We start from the raw sequence: 15,111 nt of genomic DNA, 5'->3' as shown, positions 1-15,111 counted from the left end.
GACTATATAGACTAGTATTTCTCAATCTTTCTCGATGATAAGCAAAAACCCTCCCCGCCTTGGCGGGGAAGGTTTTGTTTTTATTGTTGGGGTTCTTGGCTTATGCGCCCGTTGTCTCGGTGCTCACCGTGTCCTCCGCCGTCTCCGTGGAAGTCTCCTCCACAGCTGGTTCATCAGCCGAGGTCTCCTCCACCGGCTTCGGATCGTTATCAATGACCTTGAGGTTGCGATAGCGGCTCATGCCCGTACCAGCCGGGATGAGCTTGCCGATGATGACGTTCTCCTTGAGGCCGATGAGCGGATCGACCTTGCCCTTGATGGCGGCATCCGTCAGGACACGCGTCGTCTCCTGGAACGATGCAGCCGAGAGGAAGGAATCCGTAGCAAGGGAAGCCTTCGTGATACCGAGCAGGATCGGCTTGGCAACAGCCGGCTCGCCGCCTTCCTCGATGGCCTTGGTATTGGCCGACTCGAAGGCATTGATGTCGATGTACTCGCCCGGCAGGAAGTCCGTCGTGCCGGACTCCTCGATCTTCACCTTGTGGAGCATCTGGCGGACCATGACCTCGATGTGCTTATCGTTGATCTCAACACCCTGGGACTTGTATACCTTCTGTACTTCGTACACGAGGTAGCGCTGCGTAGCCTGCAGGCCGCAGACGCGCAGGATGTCGTGCGGGTTGACCGAGCCCTCTGTGAGCTTGTCGCCCGGCATGAGGTGCATGCCCTGCTTGACGTGCATGCGCGCGCCGTACGGGATGGCGTACTCACGAGCCTGACCCTCGCTCGGGTGGATCGTGACCTTGCGCATGCCCTTGCCCGTATCCTCGACCTCAGCGTCGCCTTCGATCTCTGCGATGATGGCATGATGCTTCGGCTTGCGTGCCTCGAAGAGCTCTTCGACACGCGGAAGACCCTGGGTGATATCGTCACCGGCAACACCGCCGGAGTGGAACGTACGCATCGTGAGCTGCGTGCCCGGCTCGCCGATGGACTGTGCGGCAATCGTACCGACAGCCTCGCCGATCTCGACCTCTGCCTGGTTGGCCAGGTCGCGGCCGTAGCACTTGACGCAGACGCCGAACTGCAATTTGCAGGTCAGGACGCTGCGGATGGAAACGCGGGTGCGTACCTTCTCGATGCGCTTCGCGAGGTCCTCATCGACCATGTCGTTGATGGAGGCAATGCGCTCGCCCGTCTCCGGATCGTCGATGTTCTCGGCGAGGAAGCGGCCGACAATGCGCTCTGCCAGCGACTCGATGATGCCGTCGCCTTCCTTGATGGCTTCGACGGCAATGCCGCGGACATTGTTGTTGCGGATGTGGATTTCCTTGGCATCGCTGTCGAGGATGGTCTGGATGCTTTCCTGCGTGAGCGTCTCGCCAGCAGGCAGGACGACCGTGCCGTCGAGAGCGACGACATCGTGCGTGATCTCCTTGCCGTTCATCTCCTGGAAGATGGCCTGGCGCGTCTTCTCACGCTCCTTCTCATCCGGCTCGCCGAGCGTGACCACTTCCGTGATCATCGCGTTCGAGAGCGCAGCTTCCGATGCCAGCGAAGAACCGCGGACCATGATCTCGCGGATGTTCTTCTCGCCGATCGTCGTGAGCTTCTCCTCGTCAAGGATCGTATCCTTCGGGAAGAGTACCTCTTTCGTCTCCGGGTCGAGCACATCGGCACCGAGCAGACGGCCCATGAGGCTGTCGTTGAGGAGCTCGAGTGCATCGAACGTCGACGGCATCAGGCGTGCGCGCGCCTGGACGAGGTTCAGCGTCGAGACGTCGCAGTCCTCTTCGCGGACGATGACGTCCTGCGCGACGTCGACGAGACGACGCGTGAGGTAACCCGAGTCAGCCGTACGCAGTGCCGTATCGGCCAGACCCTTGCGGGCACCGTGCGAGGAAATGAAGTAATCGGATACCGACAGGCCTTCGCGGAAGTTTGCCGTGATCGGCAGGTCGATGATCTTACCGGACGGGTCAGCCATGAGGCCGCGCATGCCGGCGAGCTGACGCATCTGCTGCTTGTTACCACGGGCACCGGAGTCAGCCATCATGAAGATTGGGTTGAAGGCGTCCATGTTGTCCATCATGGCGTCAGCGACATCGTCCGTGGCCTTCGACCAGAGGGCGACGACCTTGTGGTAACGCTCGTCCTCGGTGATGAGACCGCGGTCGTACTGGCGCTCGACCTTGTTGACGATCTTCTGCGTATCGCCGATGATGACCTTCTTCTTCGGCGGCACGATGACGTCGGAGATGGCGACCGTCATGCCGGCGATGCAGGCGTAATGGTAACCGAGGTTCTTGACACCGTCGATGACTTCTGCCGTTTTCGTGGCGCCAAAGTGGTTATAGCAGTTGGCAACGAGTTTGCCAAGCTCTTTCTTGTTCATGAGGATGCCGAGCTTCCACTCGCCATTCTCCTTGTCCTGATGGTAGTAGCGCAGCTCCGGCGGCAGGATCTCGTTGAAGATCATGCGGCCGAGGGACGTGCGGACGAGGCCGTAGCCCTTGATGCGGCAACGGATCTCCGCCTGCAGCTCGAGGTCGTGCTGCTGATAAGCGAGCAGTGCCTCGGCAATGCCCGTGACGACCATGCCTTCGCCCTTGGCGCCCGGCTTGAGGATCGTCAGGTAGTAAGAACCGAGAACCATATCCTGCGTCGGGACGATGATTGGCTTGCCGTCCTTCGGTGCGAGGATGTGGTTGGCTGCGAGCATCAGGATGCGTGCCTCAGCCTGTGCCTCTGCCGACAGCGGCAGATGGATAGCCATCTGGTCACCATCGAAGTCGGCGTTGTAAGCCGTGCAGGCCAGCGGATGCAGCTTCAGGGCATGGCCCTCGGTGAGAACCGGCTCGAAGGCCTGGATGCCGAGGCGGTGCAACGTCGGTGCACGGTTCAGGAGCACCGGATGCTCCTTGATGACGTCCTCGAGGACATCCCAGACTTCTGGACGCGCGCGCTCCACCATGCGCTTTGCGCTCTTGATGTTGTGCGCAGCGCCCGAAGCGACGAGCTTCTTCATGACGAACGGCTTGAAGAGCTCGAGTGCCATGACCTTCGGCAGGCCGCACTGGTGCAGCTTGAGCTCCGGGCCGACGACGATAACGGAACGGCCAGAGTAGTCGACGCGCTTGCCGAGCAGGTTCTGACGGAAGCGGCCCTGCTTGCCCTTGAGCATGTCCGAGAGCGACTTGAGCGGGCGATTGCCCGGGCCCGTGACCGGACGGCCGCGGCGGCCGTTATCGATCAGGGCATCGACAGCTTCCTGCAGCATGCGCTTCTCGTTGCGCACGATGATGTCCGGCGCACCGAGGTCTAAGAGGCGCTTGAGGCGGTTATTGCGATTGATGACGCGGCGGTAGAGATCGTTGAGATCCGACGTCGCGAAGCGGCCACCATCGAGCTGTACCATCGGGCGCAGATCCGGCGGGATGACCGGGACGACGTCGAGGATCATCCACGACGGCTTGTTGCCCGACTTGCGGAATGCCTCGACAACCTCGAGACGGCGGATGGCGCGGACCTTTTTCTGGCCGGAAGCCGTGCGGACTTCCTTGCGCAGCACCTCGCTCATGCGGTCGAGGTCGAGCTCCTCGAGGAGCTCCTTGATGGCCTCGGCACCCATGCCGACGCGGAACTTGTTGCCGTATTTCTCGAGTGCTTCGTGGTAGTCCTTCTCGGAGAGCAGGCTCTTCTTCGTCAGATCCGTCTCGCCCGGGTCGAGCACGATGTAGTAAGCGAAGTAGAGGACTTTCTCGAGTGCACGCGGCGAGATGTCGAGGATCAGGCCCATGCGGCTCGGGATACCCTTGAAGTACCAGATATGGGAGACCGGAGCGGCGAGCTCGATGTGGCCCATGCGCTCACGGCGGACTTTCGCCCGCGTCACCTCGACGCCGCAGCGATCGCAGATGATGCCCTTATAACGGATGCGCTTGTACTTGCCGCAGTGACATTCCCAGTCACGCGTCGGTCCGAAAATGCGCTCGCAGAACAGGCCGTCACGCTCTGGTTTGAGCGTGCGGTAGTTGATGGTCTCCGGCTTCTTGACTTCGCCGTAGGACCACTCCCGGATCTTCTCCGGGGAAGCAAGCCCGATGCGCATCGAATCAAAATTATTTACATCCAGCAAAGAGATGACACTCCCTTCTTATTTCTCATCTTCTCCATCATCGGACGGATCTACGATCGAGCCGAGGCTGCCGATATCGGCGATGATGTCATCCGGCTTCTCGTCGTCGGACGGAGCACCCTCGTCGTAATGATCTGCGGCATCAGCCTTTGCAGCGGCATCCTCGCCCTTCGTCGGGTCGACACCTGCTACATCGAGATCGAGGTTCTTTGCTTTCTCATTGATGTTCTCATCATCGTCATCGTCGTCCTGGATCGTGATCTCTTTGGCATCCTCATTGAGGACCTTGATGTCGAGACCGATGGACTGGAGCTCTTTGATGAGGACCTTGAAAGATTCCGGAACACCCGGCTCTGGGATGTTCTCGCCCTTGACGATGGCCTCATAGGCCTTGACACGGCCGACGACATCATCGGACTTGACCGTCAGGATCTCCTGCAGCGTATAGGCGGCGCCGTACGCCTCGAGTGCCCAGACCTCCATCTCGCCGAAGCGCTGGCCGCCGAACTGTGCTTTACCACCGAGCGGCTGCTGCGTGACGAGGGAGTACGGGCCCGTGGAGCGGGCGTGGATCTTATCGTCGACGAGGTGATGCAGTTTGAGGAAGTACGTGCAGCCGACGGTTACGCGGTTCTCAAACGGCTCGCCCGTGCGGCCGTCGTAGAGGACGGTCTTGCCGTCGACTGGCAGGCCGGCAGCCTTGATCGTGCCGAATACCTCTTCATCGCTGGCGCCGTCGAAGACCGGCGTTGCGATGTGCAGGCCGGCGACATCCGGCTTCGGCATGCCGAGGCGGTCGACGTCGTAGCCGAGGTCGCGCAGGCGCTGCTCAATCGTCGGATTGTGCTCCTTGATCTGCTTGCCGATCTCGAGGACGGCACGGCCGAGGTGTGCCTCGAGGATCTGACCGATGTTCATGCGGGACGGGACGCCCAGCGGGTTCAGCACGATGTCGACCGGCGTGCCATCCGGCAGGAACGGCATGTCTTCCTGGCGCATGATGCGCGAGACGACACCCTTGTTACCGTGACGGCCTGCCATCTTATCGCCGACCGAGATCTTGCGCTTCTGAGCGATGTAGACGCGGACGAGGCGGTTGACGCCTGGCGGCAGCTCATCGTTGTTCTCGCGGCTGAAGATCTTGACGTCGACGATCTTGCCCTGCTCGCCGTGCGGGACGCGCAGCGACGTGTCGCGGACCTCGCGTGCCTTCTCACCGAAGATAGCGCGCAGCAGGCGCTCCTCTGCCGTGAGCTCCGTCTCGCCTTTCGGCGTGACCTTGCCGACGAGGATATCGCCAGGACGTACGTCGGCACCAATCGAGATGATGCCTTCTTCATCGAGGTCCTTCAGAGCTTCTTCGGCGACATTCGGGATGTCGCGCGTGATCTCTTCAGGGCCGAGTTTCGTATCACGTGCATCGCACTCGTATTCCTCGATGTGGATGGACGTGTAGATATCGCGTTTGACGAGGTTCTCGGAGAGCAGGACAGCATCCTCGTAGTTGTAGCCTTCCCAAGGCATGTACGCAACGATGATGTTGTAGCCGAGTGCCAGCTCGCCGTGGTCCGTTGCCGGGCCGTCTGCGATTGGCTGCTTCTCCTCTACTTCGTCGCCTTTATAGACAATCGGGACCTGGTTGATGCAGGTGCCCTGGTTGGAACGCAGGAATTTCTGCAGTTTGTAGTGATCGAGTTCGCCGCTCTCCGTGCGGACATTGATGTAGTCCGCCGTGACTTCCTCGACGACACCGGCGCGCTTGGCGAGGACCATGACGCCCGAGTCGCAGGCAGCCTTGTACTCCATGCCCGTGCCGACGAGCGGAGCCTGCGTGCGCAGAAGAGGTACGGCCTGGCGCTGCATGTTCGCGCCCATCAGGGCACGGTTCGCATCGTCGTTTTCGAGGAAGGGGATCATCGTCGTCGCGATGGAGAATACCTGGCGCGGGCTCACGTCCATGTAGTCGACGGTCTCGCGTGTATGCAGGCCCGTCTCTTCGTTGTAGCGGGCCGTGACGCGCTCGTTGACGAACCACTCGTTCTCGTCGAGCGGCTCATTGGCCTGTGCGATGACGAGCTCGTCCTCTTCATCGGCCGTCAGGTAGCGGACTTCGTCCGTCACGCGATGGTTTTCCTTGTCGACGCGGCGGTACGGCGTCTCCATGAAGCCGAACTGGTTGACGCGCGCATACGTGGCCAGCGAGCCGATAAGACCGATGTTCGGACCTTCTGGGGACTCGACCGGGCACATGCGGCCGTAATGGGAGTTGTGGACATCGCGGACTTCGAAGCCTGCGCGCTCACGGGAGAGACCGCCCGGGCCAAGGGCCGAGAGACGGCGCTTATGCGTGAGTTCAGACAGCGGGTTGTGCTGGTCCATGAACTGCGAGAGCTGGGAGGAACCGAAGAACTCCTTGACCGCAGCGACGACCGGACGGATGTTGATGAGGGCCTGCGGCGTGATGACGTCGACGTCCTGGATCGTCATGCGCTCGCGGACGACGCGCTCCATGCGCGAGAGGCCGATGCGGAACTGATTCTGCAGCAGCTCACCGACCGCGCGGACGCGGCGGTTGCCGAGATGGTCGATATCGTCCGTCGTGCCGAAGCCATCCATGAGGTTCAGCAGATAGCTGATTGATGCGAGGATGTCGTTCTTCGTGATCGTGCGGTCGTGGATGTCGAGCGTCGGCGAGCAGAGCAGGCGGACCTTCGTGCCGTCCTTCTTGAGCAGGAACAGCGTGATGAGGTTGCCCTCACCGAAGATCTGCTTCTCGCGCTCCACGTCGACAGCGTCGAGCATGTCTTCCGTGACGACTTCGCCCTGCGGGATGACGATCTCACCCGTCTCGTGATCGACGATCGGCTCTGCGAGGACCTTGCCGAGGATGCGGCGCTTCCAGCCGAGCTTCTTCGTCAGCTTGTAGCGGCCGACCGTCGCGAGGTCGTAGCGCTTCGGGTCGAAGAACAGCGAGTTGAGGAGCTGCGTTGCATTGTCCTCATTCGCCGGCTCGCCCGGACGCAGGCGCTTGTAGATCTCGATGACAGCCTTGCCCTGCGACTTGACCTCCTCGCCATCGCGCTCAATCGTGTTGAGCATGCGCGGGTCGTCGCCGAAGAGCTCGATGATCTTCTCATCCGTATCGAAACCGAGTGCGCGGATGAAATACGTCACCGGCATCTTGCGCGTGCGGTCGATGCGGACCGAGACGACATCATTCGTATCCGTCTCGAGCTCGATCCATGCGCCGCGGTTCGGGATGACCGTCGCATTGTAGAGGTGCTTGCCGGTCGGATCGATCTCCTCGCCGTAGTAGGCGCCCGGAGAACGAACGAGCTGGCTGACGATGACACGTTCTGCACCATTGATGATGAACGTACCCGTATCGGTCATGAGCGGGAAATCGCCCATGAATACTTCCTGCTCTTTGATTTCGCCTGTCTCGCGATTGATAAGGCGGACATTCACCCGGAGAGGTGCTGCCAGCGTCACATCGCGCTCCTTGCATTCGTCGAGATCGTATTTCGGCTCGCCGAGCGAGAAGCTCTCGAAGGACAAGACCAGATTTCCGGAGAAATCCTGGATTGGTGAGATATCATGGAAGATTTCCTGCAGTCCTTTATCGAGGAACCACTGGTAGCTGTTCCGCTGGATGTCCAGCAGATGCGGCATTTCCATGACCTCTTTGATTCTGGCATAGCTATACCTGGTTCGTTTGCCCACCGGCACAGGATTAAACATTAAATCCTTCACCCCTTAGCCTGATTTTACTAGAATGTTTTTTGAAAGATAGAGATACAACACAAATAGACGCGGAATCATAGAACAAGAAAAAAACAAGGTTCGCTTATTTTTTTGCACCTTGCTTCCGTTCCTTTCCACTTACGCATAGTTATCCCTATTCAATTTCCTGTAGTTTAACACTATACCATAGCTTTTCTCAACTGTCAAGTCAGATGGCATAAAAAAAAGACCGTCCCCTAAGGGACGGTCTCATGATCAGCAAACTGAATTACTTCAGCTCAACCGTAGCGCCAGCCTCTTCGAGCTTAGCCTTGAGGGCATCAGCATCAGCCTTGGAGACGTTCTCCTTGACCGGAGCCGGAGCGCCATCAACGAGAGCCTTAGCTTCCTTCAGGCCGAGGCCCGTAGCTTCACGGACAGCCTTGATGACGTTGATCTTCTTGTCGCCAACAGCGGAGAGAACAACCGTGAACTCGGTCTTCTCTTCAGCAGCAGCACCAGCAGCAGCGCCAGCAGCAGCAACTGCAACCGGAGCAGCAGCGCTTACGCCGAACTTCTCTTCCATAGCCTTTACGAGCTCGGACAGCTCGAGGACAGTCATGTTCTCAATGGCTTCCATGATTTCTTCTTTAGTCATTTGATTTTCCTCCAATGTTTTGTTATTTTCGATTTGAATTCTTCGCGTTTATTTCTTAAAACCTCAGGCAGCGGCGCTGCACTGGATGGAATTAAGCGGACTCTTTCTGCGAGCGGATTGCGTCAAGCACATAGACCGCATTGCGGATAACGCCCTGCAGAACGTTGACCGTATTCGAGATCGGTGCGTTCATGCTGCCAAGCAGCTTGGCAATGAGTTCCTCGCGGGACGGCAGAGCTGCGAGAGCTTTGACCTCGTCGACGCCGATGACCTTGCCTTCGACCATACCGACTTTGACCGTCAGTACCTCAGCATCCTCGAGCTTGTTCTTCTTGATGAAGCCGCAGATGACCTTTGCCGGAGCAACAGCATCCTCCGTGGAGAATGCGAAAGCCGTCGTGCCCTCGAGGTGCTCTTCGATGCCCTCGATGCCTGCCTCTTTGGCAGCAATGCGGAGCATCGTGTTCTTTACGACATGATAGGAAACGCCAGCCTCGCGGAGTTCGCGGCGGAGTTCCGTATCCTGTGCAACCGTCAGACCTTTGTAGCTCGTGAGAACGACGCCCTTAGCGGACTCGAGCTGCTCCTTGAGCTGAGCGACAACAGCCTGTTTTGCGGAAGTAACACCCATTCTATTACACCTCCTATCTTCTTGGATTTTAAAACAGATCAAAAAACCTCCGGCTGTCCGCCGGAGGTCACATTTTCAAAGTTAGGTGACTCCGGCCTCGGCAGGCGACATGATCGTCGTTAGATGATGAAATATCAAACCTGCTGTCTACAGCCTTCGATATGCGATTGGAGACCGGAGTCTCGCCTGATCCCTAGGGCCGTGCTCAGAACTGAACCGGTACGCCCGGGCCCATCGTGGCGCTAACCGTGATGGAGCGGATGTACTGGCCCTTTGCAGCAGCCGGCTTAACGCGGATCAGTGTATCAATCAGGGCCTGGAAGTTCTGCTGAAGCTTCTCAGCGTCGAACGATGCCTTGCCGATCGGGCAATGGACGTTGCCAGCCTTATCGGTGCGGTACTCGACTTTACCTGCTTTAATCTCGCTGATTGCCTTCGTGAGATCCATCGTTACCGTACCGAGTTTCGGGTTTGGCATGAGGCCGCGAGGGCCGAGGATCTTACCGAGACGACCAACCGTACCCATCATATCCGGCGTAGCGACAGCGACATCGAAGTCGAGCCAGCCACCCTGGATCTTCTGGACGATTTCATCGGAGCCAACGAAGTCTGCACCTGCAGCTTCTGCCTCCTTGACTTTCTCGCCTTTTGCAAAGACGAGGACGCGCTTGGATTTGCCCGTGCCATGCGGCAGGACCATAGCGCCGCGGACCTGCTGATCAGCATACTTCGGATCAACGCCGAGGCGGACGTGGAGCTCGATGGTCTCATCGAACTTCTTCGTAGCCGTCTTCTTGACGAGTTCCATTGCTTCAGCGGCCGTGTAAAGCTTGCCAACCTCTACGAGTTTGGCAGCTTCCTGATATTTCTTACCAGCTTTAGCCATTTGTGTTGTTCTCCTTTGTTGTGGTTATAACGGTATTGCCTCCCACAGGAGGAAAGGGCCTGGATCAGTCGACGATCTCGATGCCCATGCTGCGAGCCGTACCCTCGATCATGCGGGTAGCAGCCTCGATATCGCCAGCGTTCAGATCTTTCATCTTGCTCTCAGCGATTTCCTGTGCTTTTGCACGCGGCAGCTTTGCGACCTTGTTCTTGTTCGGCTCACCAGAAGCCTTTTCAAGACCAGCAGCCTTCTTCAGAAGGACAGCAGCCGGCGGAGTCTTCGTGATGAACGTGAAGGATCTATCCTCAAAAACCGTGATCACGACCGGGATCGTAAGACCAGCCTGTGCCTTAGTTCTCTCGTTGAATTCCTTGCAGAAGCCCATGATGTTGACGCCAGCCTGGCCCAGTGCAGGACCTACCGGAGGAGCCGGATTGGCTTTGCCAGCCATAACCTGAAGCTTTACAATCTTAGAAACTTTCTTAGCCATTGTGTGTTTCACCTCCTAAAAATGATGGAATGATGGTTCCGCTCAAAGCGTTTCGACCTGATCGAAACCAAGCTCAATCGGCGTCTCTTCGACGATGACCTTGAGGCGCGCCTTTTCCGTATCGATCTCGGAAACCGTGCCCGTGTAGTTCTCGAAGACACCGGAATTGATGCGAACGACATCCCCGACTGCGACATCGAGTTCGGGTTTGTGTTCCTGCTCTTCTCCCATGGATTTCAGAATACGTTTTGCCTCAGCATCGGTAAGCGGTATCGGATGCTTCTCAGAACCGACGAAACCGGTAACACCGGTGGTGTTGCGCACAACGTACCAGGAATGTTCATCGACGATCATATCGACGAGCACATACCCAGGGAAGACCTTGCGTGGAACGACCTTCTTCTTGCCGTCCTTGATCTCGACCTCGTCTTCAACCGGTACGACCACGTTGAAGATCATGTTGCCCATGTTGGCCGTGTGGATCAGGCGCTCAAGATTGGCCTTGACCTTGTTCTCGTAGCCCGAATACGTATGGATTACATACCAGGCTCTGCCAGGGTTGTCCTGACGAAGATCCATCTCGTCTTTTTCTGCCATGCTTATCTCACCCAGCTCACCTTAAAATGATGTGGAACAATCTCGCGAAGAACGTATCGCAGATCCAGATCAAGGCGCAAACAATCGCTACTGCGATGCCGACGACAACCGTATAATTGACGAGCTCCTTCTTGGTGGACCAGGACACTTTTTTCATCTCTGCGACTACTTCGTCCAGGAACTTCTTCACAATCACTTCACATCCCCGTTCGTACTGACAACGCGTCCTTACTTCGTTTCCTTATGCACCGTGTGCTTCTTGCAGAACTTGCAGTACTTATTGAACTCCAGACGATCCGGGTTGTTCTTCTTATTCTTGTTCGTACGGTAGTTGCGGCTGTGGCACTCCGTGCACTCCAACGTGATATTGTTGCGCATCCTTTATTACACCCCTTACGTTGCAAAAGTTGACTTTTTCATAATGTCACTAATACAATTTAGCACAGTTGACAGGCGCTGTCAACACAAAATCCTTGACGAAAGGAAATCTTTTTGCGAAAGCAGCAATCTGCCAGATGGCATAAATAAAACCCCTGCAACAGGGGTTCAGTTGATGAATTGGTGGCGGCACAGAGATTTGAACTCCGGACACTGCGGGTATGAACCGCATGCTCTAGCCAACTGAGCTATGCCGCCATGTATGAATGGAGCTGATAACCAGGATTGAACTGGTGACCTTATCCTTACCAAGGATACGCTCTACCGACTGAGCTATATCAGCGACCTCACATTTGGTTGCGGGGACAGGACTTGAACCTGTGACCTTCGGGTTATGAGCCCGACGAGCTACCGACTGCTCCACCCCGCGATGAATCTATAGCAATTATGTGGATTATCAAATTGGTTGCGGGAACAGGACTTGAACCTGTGACCTTCGGGTTATGAGCCCGACGAGCTACCGACTGCTCCATCCCGCGATATCGTCTGCCGTCGCTTTATCACTTCCGGCTGACAAGATATAATTATAGAGCCTTTTCCTCGCCTTGTCAACTGTTAAAATAAAAAAAATCGAGAAAAACGCAAAAAAATCAGAGCAGGAATATTTCCTGCCCTGACTGGCTCTTTTCTATTTTTTTATATAGAAGCAAACCATCACGTTATGCCTTCTTCTCGCCTGCATCCTTCGCCGCTGGAGCTGGCTGCTCCTCGCCCGTCTCAAAGAGATAAGCATAGCGCGCCTTGAATTCCTTCGGCGTCATGCGGTAAGCATTGGCAAGACCCGGATCGTCGAGATCCTCCTTCTCCATGCGCATCATCGAGCCGCGCGCGATGCGGTACTGGACGGATTTGATGTTGACCTTGCGCACGCGCGTCTTGCCCGTGGCCGGGTCCTTGATGTCCTCGAAGCGCATCGGCACAGCCTCATTGTTCTGGATGGAGATCAGGGCGCCGCTGTCGCCGCGCATGAGGAAGCGGACGGCCGAATAACCGAGCGAGCGCGCATAGTCGATATCGTAAGCAATCGGCGCCGTGCAGCGCAGCTCATAGCCGATTTCCTTATCGATGATGGAGACCTTGATGCCGATCTTCTTGACCTCGGCGAGCACCGCCTGCTTGAGGATCTCACCAAAGTCGAGCTCGCTATAGCGGATGTGGCCATGCTCATCCGTCACGACCTCGCCGAGCTTCTTGAAGTCCTCCGGCGCGATCTTCTCGATGACGCCTTCGGCAATGACAGCTACGCCGTAGTTCTTACCCGTCAGGTAGCGCTTGACGATGGAGCCCGTGATGATGTCGACGAGCTGCTGCAGTGGGATCTTCTTCTGCGGGAACTCCTCCGGGATGATCGTGATGGCAGCGCCGGCACTGCGGCCCATGCCGAGTGCCAGGTGGCCAGCCGTGCGGCCCATGGCGATCGTGAAGTACCAGCGGTTGTTCGTCGTGCGCGCATCTTCCATGAGGTTCTCGATCTCCGTCGTCGCAAAGGCGCGGGCCGTCTCGAAGCCGAACGTCGGCACGCCCTCCGGCAGCGGCAGGTCGTTGTCGATGGTCTTCGGCACATGGACGACATTGATCGTGCGGCCCATCTTGCGCGCCTCTTCCGAGACAGCTGCCGAGCTGTAGGCCGTGTCATCGCCGCCGATCGTCACGAGGTGCGTGACGCCGAGCTCCGTCAGCGTCTCGACGACCGTGCGCAGGTCGGACTCCTTCTTCGTCGGGTTGAAACGGCTCATCTTGAGGATGCAGCCGCCTGCCATGTGGATGTGGCTGATGTCTTTCGGCTCGAGGCGGACGTAGTTCTTCTCACCACGCGCGAGTCTCGAGAAGCCATCATAGATGCCGAGCACATCCCAGCCATGGCGCGTCGCCTCATTCGTGATGCCAGAGATGACGCTGTTGATGCCAGGAGCCGGGCCACCGCCGCAGACGATTGCGATAACGTTCTTGATGCCGATCATGGAAATTCCCCCTTAAGTCTTTTGGTGCGTTCGGTACTTCATATCATCGATATACTCGTACTCGAATCTGATTACAGTTACATTTATTCGTCTTTTTTCTCCATATTCCTGCTTGCATTCTATTGTTATGTAAAATTTTTGACAACTTTTTTCGCAAAAACAGCGCAAAAAGCAAAAAAATCAGCCGCCCGGGTAGTCCGGGCAGCTGATGTCTTGCTCCATCGTGATGCAGCTGTCTCAGTGCTTGCCGGAGCGCCCCGGCTTGGCGCGGTGGCCGAGGTTCGACTTCGTGCCATGTGCCTTCTGGCGGCGGCTGCGGTCGTTGCGGCCCTTGTGCGAAGCGCCCTTGCGGTTGGCGTACTTCGAGAGCGGCTTGCGCTTAGCCTTCTTCTCCTCGCGCTTCTCGCGGATTTCCTTGAGGATCTGCTCCTGCTTCTCCTTGTGACGGCGGCCGCGCTCCGAGCGCTGCTTGCGGATCCTGTCCTTAATGCCGCCCTCAATGCGGCGCAGCAGGTCGTACTGGCGCGCGTTGACGAAGGTGATGGCCTTGCCGCGCTCGCCCGCGCGGCCCGTGCGCCCGATGCGGTGGATGTAGCTCTCCGCATCGTGCGGGATGTCGTAGTTGAAGACGTGTGTGACGCCCTCGATGTCGAGGCCGCGCGCCGCGATGTCCGTCGCGCAGAGAATCTGGAGCTCTGCCTTGCGGAAGCGCTTGAGGACGAGCGTGCGCTGGACCTGCGAGAGGTCGCCGTGCAGCTCATCGACGAGGTAACCGCGCGCCGCGAGCGCCATCGTGACCATGTGTGCGCGCTGCTTCGTATGGCAGAAGACCATCGCGAGGTACGGCTGCTCCTGATTGATGATCTCGCAGAGCTTGTCGATCTTCGTCTCCTCGCGCGTGTCGATGATGACCTGGTCGATGGCATCGAGCGTCACGTGCTCCGACTTGATCTCGAGATTCTGCGGCGCTGTCATGTAGCGTGCCGAAAGTGCCTTGACGCGGTCCGGCATCGTCGCGGAAAACAGCATGAGCTGGCGGTCCGCGGCCGTCGCCTCGAGCAGCGTCTCGACGTCCTCGATGAAGCCGAGGCGCATCATCTCATCGGCCTCGTCGAGGACGACCTTGTTGACCTGCGAGAGGTCGATTGTCTGGCGGCGCAGGTGGTCGAGCAGGCGGCCCGGCGTGCCGATGATGAGCTGCGGGTGGCGGCGGAGCTTCTGCTTCTGGCGCTCGATGTCCTGCCCGCCGAAGATGACGAGCGAGGAGATGTCGGCTGCAGCAGAGAGCGACTGCGCGACCTTGGCGATCTGGATGGCCAGCTCGCGCGTCGGCGTGATGACGAGCGCCTGCGTGACAGCGGCCTGCGGCTTGATCTTCTCGATGATCGGCAGCAGGAAGGCGAGCGTCTTGCCCGTGCCCGTCTGCGCCTTGACGATGCAGTCATGGCCGGCGCGCACGAGCGGCATCGCCTTCTCCTGCACCGGCGTCGCCTCCTTGATGCCGTGACTGCGCAGGACGTCGCAGAGTGCGGGGCGGATGCCGAGTTCCTGGAATGTTGTCATATCTCTATCCTCTTATCCTTTTTATT

Annotated in this window: 11 protein-coding genes and 4 tRNA genes; all 15 read right to left on the bottom strand. The window is 58.0% G+C overall.

Annotation, left to right across the window (positions count from 1 at the left end; translation table 11 throughout):
• Window positions 1–100: 100 nt before the first annotated feature.
• Window positions 101–4,138, bottom strand: coding sequence for a DNA-directed RNA polymerase subunit beta' (rpoC, locus tag MITSMUL_RS01015; protein WP_040635233.1), 4,038 nt, complete (start codon window positions 4,136–4,138; stop codon window positions 101–103).
• Window positions 4,139–4,156: 18 nt separating this feature from the next.
• Complete coding sequence (gene rpoB, locus MITSMUL_RS01010; protein WP_005839130.1) at window positions 4,157–7,879, bottom strand: DNA-directed RNA polymerase subunit beta; 3,723 nt, start codon at window positions 7,877–7,879, stop codon at window positions 4,157–4,159.
• 271 nt (window positions 7,880–8,150) lie between these two features.
• Window positions 8,151–8,519, bottom strand: a complete 369-nt coding sequence (gene rplL, locus MITSMUL_RS01005; RefSeq protein WP_005839128.1) for a 50S ribosomal protein L7/L12 — start codon at window positions 8,517–8,519, stop codon at window positions 8,151–8,153.
• A gap of 91 nt (window positions 8,520–8,610) precedes the next feature.
• Complete coding sequence (gene rplJ, locus MITSMUL_RS01000) at window positions 8,611–9,150, bottom strand: 50S ribosomal protein L10 (RefSeq protein WP_005839126.1); 540 nt, start codon at window positions 9,148–9,150, stop codon at window positions 8,611–8,613.
• 205 nt (window positions 9,151–9,355) lie between these two features.
• Complete coding sequence (gene rplA / locus MITSMUL_RS00995; protein ID WP_005839125.1) at window positions 9,356–10,036, bottom strand: 50S ribosomal protein L1; 681 nt, start codon at window positions 10,034–10,036, stop codon at window positions 9,356–9,358.
• 64 nt (window positions 10,037–10,100) lie between these two features.
• On the bottom strand, window positions 10,101–10,526 hold the full coding sequence (gene rplK, locus MITSMUL_RS00990) for a 50S ribosomal protein L11 (RefSeq protein WP_005839123.1): 426 nt from the start codon (window positions 10,524–10,526) through the stop codon (window positions 10,101–10,103).
• 42 nt (window positions 10,527–10,568) lie between these two features.
• Window positions 10,569–11,123, bottom strand: coding sequence for a transcription termination/antitermination protein NusG (nusG, locus tag MITSMUL_RS00985; RefSeq protein ID WP_005839121.1), 555 nt, complete (start codon window positions 11,121–11,123; stop codon window positions 10,569–10,571).
• A gap of 16 nt (window positions 11,124–11,139) precedes the next feature.
• Window positions 11,140–11,319 (bottom strand): preprotein translocase subunit SecE, encoded by a 180-nt coding sequence (gene secE, locus MITSMUL_RS00980; RefSeq protein ID WP_005839120.1) that lies wholly within the window; start codon window positions 11,317–11,319, stop codon window positions 11,140–11,142.
• A gap of 32 nt (window positions 11,320–11,351) precedes the next feature.
• Window positions 11,352–11,501 carry a 50S ribosomal protein L33 gene (gene rpmG, locus MITSMUL_RS00975; protein ID WP_005839118.1) on the bottom strand — a complete coding sequence of 50 codons (150 nt, stop codon included), beginning with the start codon at window positions 11,499–11,501 and terminating at the stop codon, window positions 11,352–11,354.
• A 181-nt stretch (window positions 11,502–11,682) separates the two neighbouring features.
• Window positions 11,683–11,759, bottom strand: a tRNA-Met gene (locus MITSMUL_RS00970).
• Between the two features lie 9 nt (window positions 11,760–11,768).
• Window positions 11,769–11,844 (bottom strand) — tRNA-Thr (locus MITSMUL_RS00965).
• 11 nt (window positions 11,845–11,855) lie between these two features.
• A tRNA-Met gene (locus tag MITSMUL_RS00960) sits at window positions 11,856–11,931 on the bottom strand.
• A 33-nt stretch (window positions 11,932–11,964) separates the two neighbouring features.
• Window positions 11,965–12,040 (bottom strand) — tRNA-Met (locus MITSMUL_RS00955).
• Window positions 12,041–12,220: 180 nt separating this feature from the next.
• Complete coding sequence (gene pfp / locus MITSMUL_RS00950) at window positions 12,221–13,522, bottom strand: diphosphate--fructose-6-phosphate 1-phosphotransferase (protein WP_005839116.1); 1,302 nt, start codon at window positions 13,520–13,522, stop codon at window positions 12,221–12,223.
• Window positions 13,523–13,759: 237 nt separating this feature from the next.
• Window positions 13,760–15,085: a DEAD/DEAH box helicase gene (locus MITSMUL_RS00945; protein WP_005839113.1), complete on the bottom strand. Its 1,326-nt coding sequence runs from the start codon at window positions 15,083–15,085 to the stop codon at window positions 13,760–13,762.
• Window positions 15,086–15,111 lie beyond the last annotated feature (26 nt).

Origin of the sequence: Mitsuokella multacida DSM 20544 (genome assembly GCF_000155955.1) — a bacterium.
GTDB classification, from domain to species: Bacteria; Bacillota; Negativicutes; order Selenomonadales; family Selenomonadaceae; genus Mitsuokella; species Mitsuokella multacida.
The sequence above is the reverse complement of the archived record's forward strand: the minus strand, read 5'-3'. Positions and strand labels throughout refer to the sequence as shown.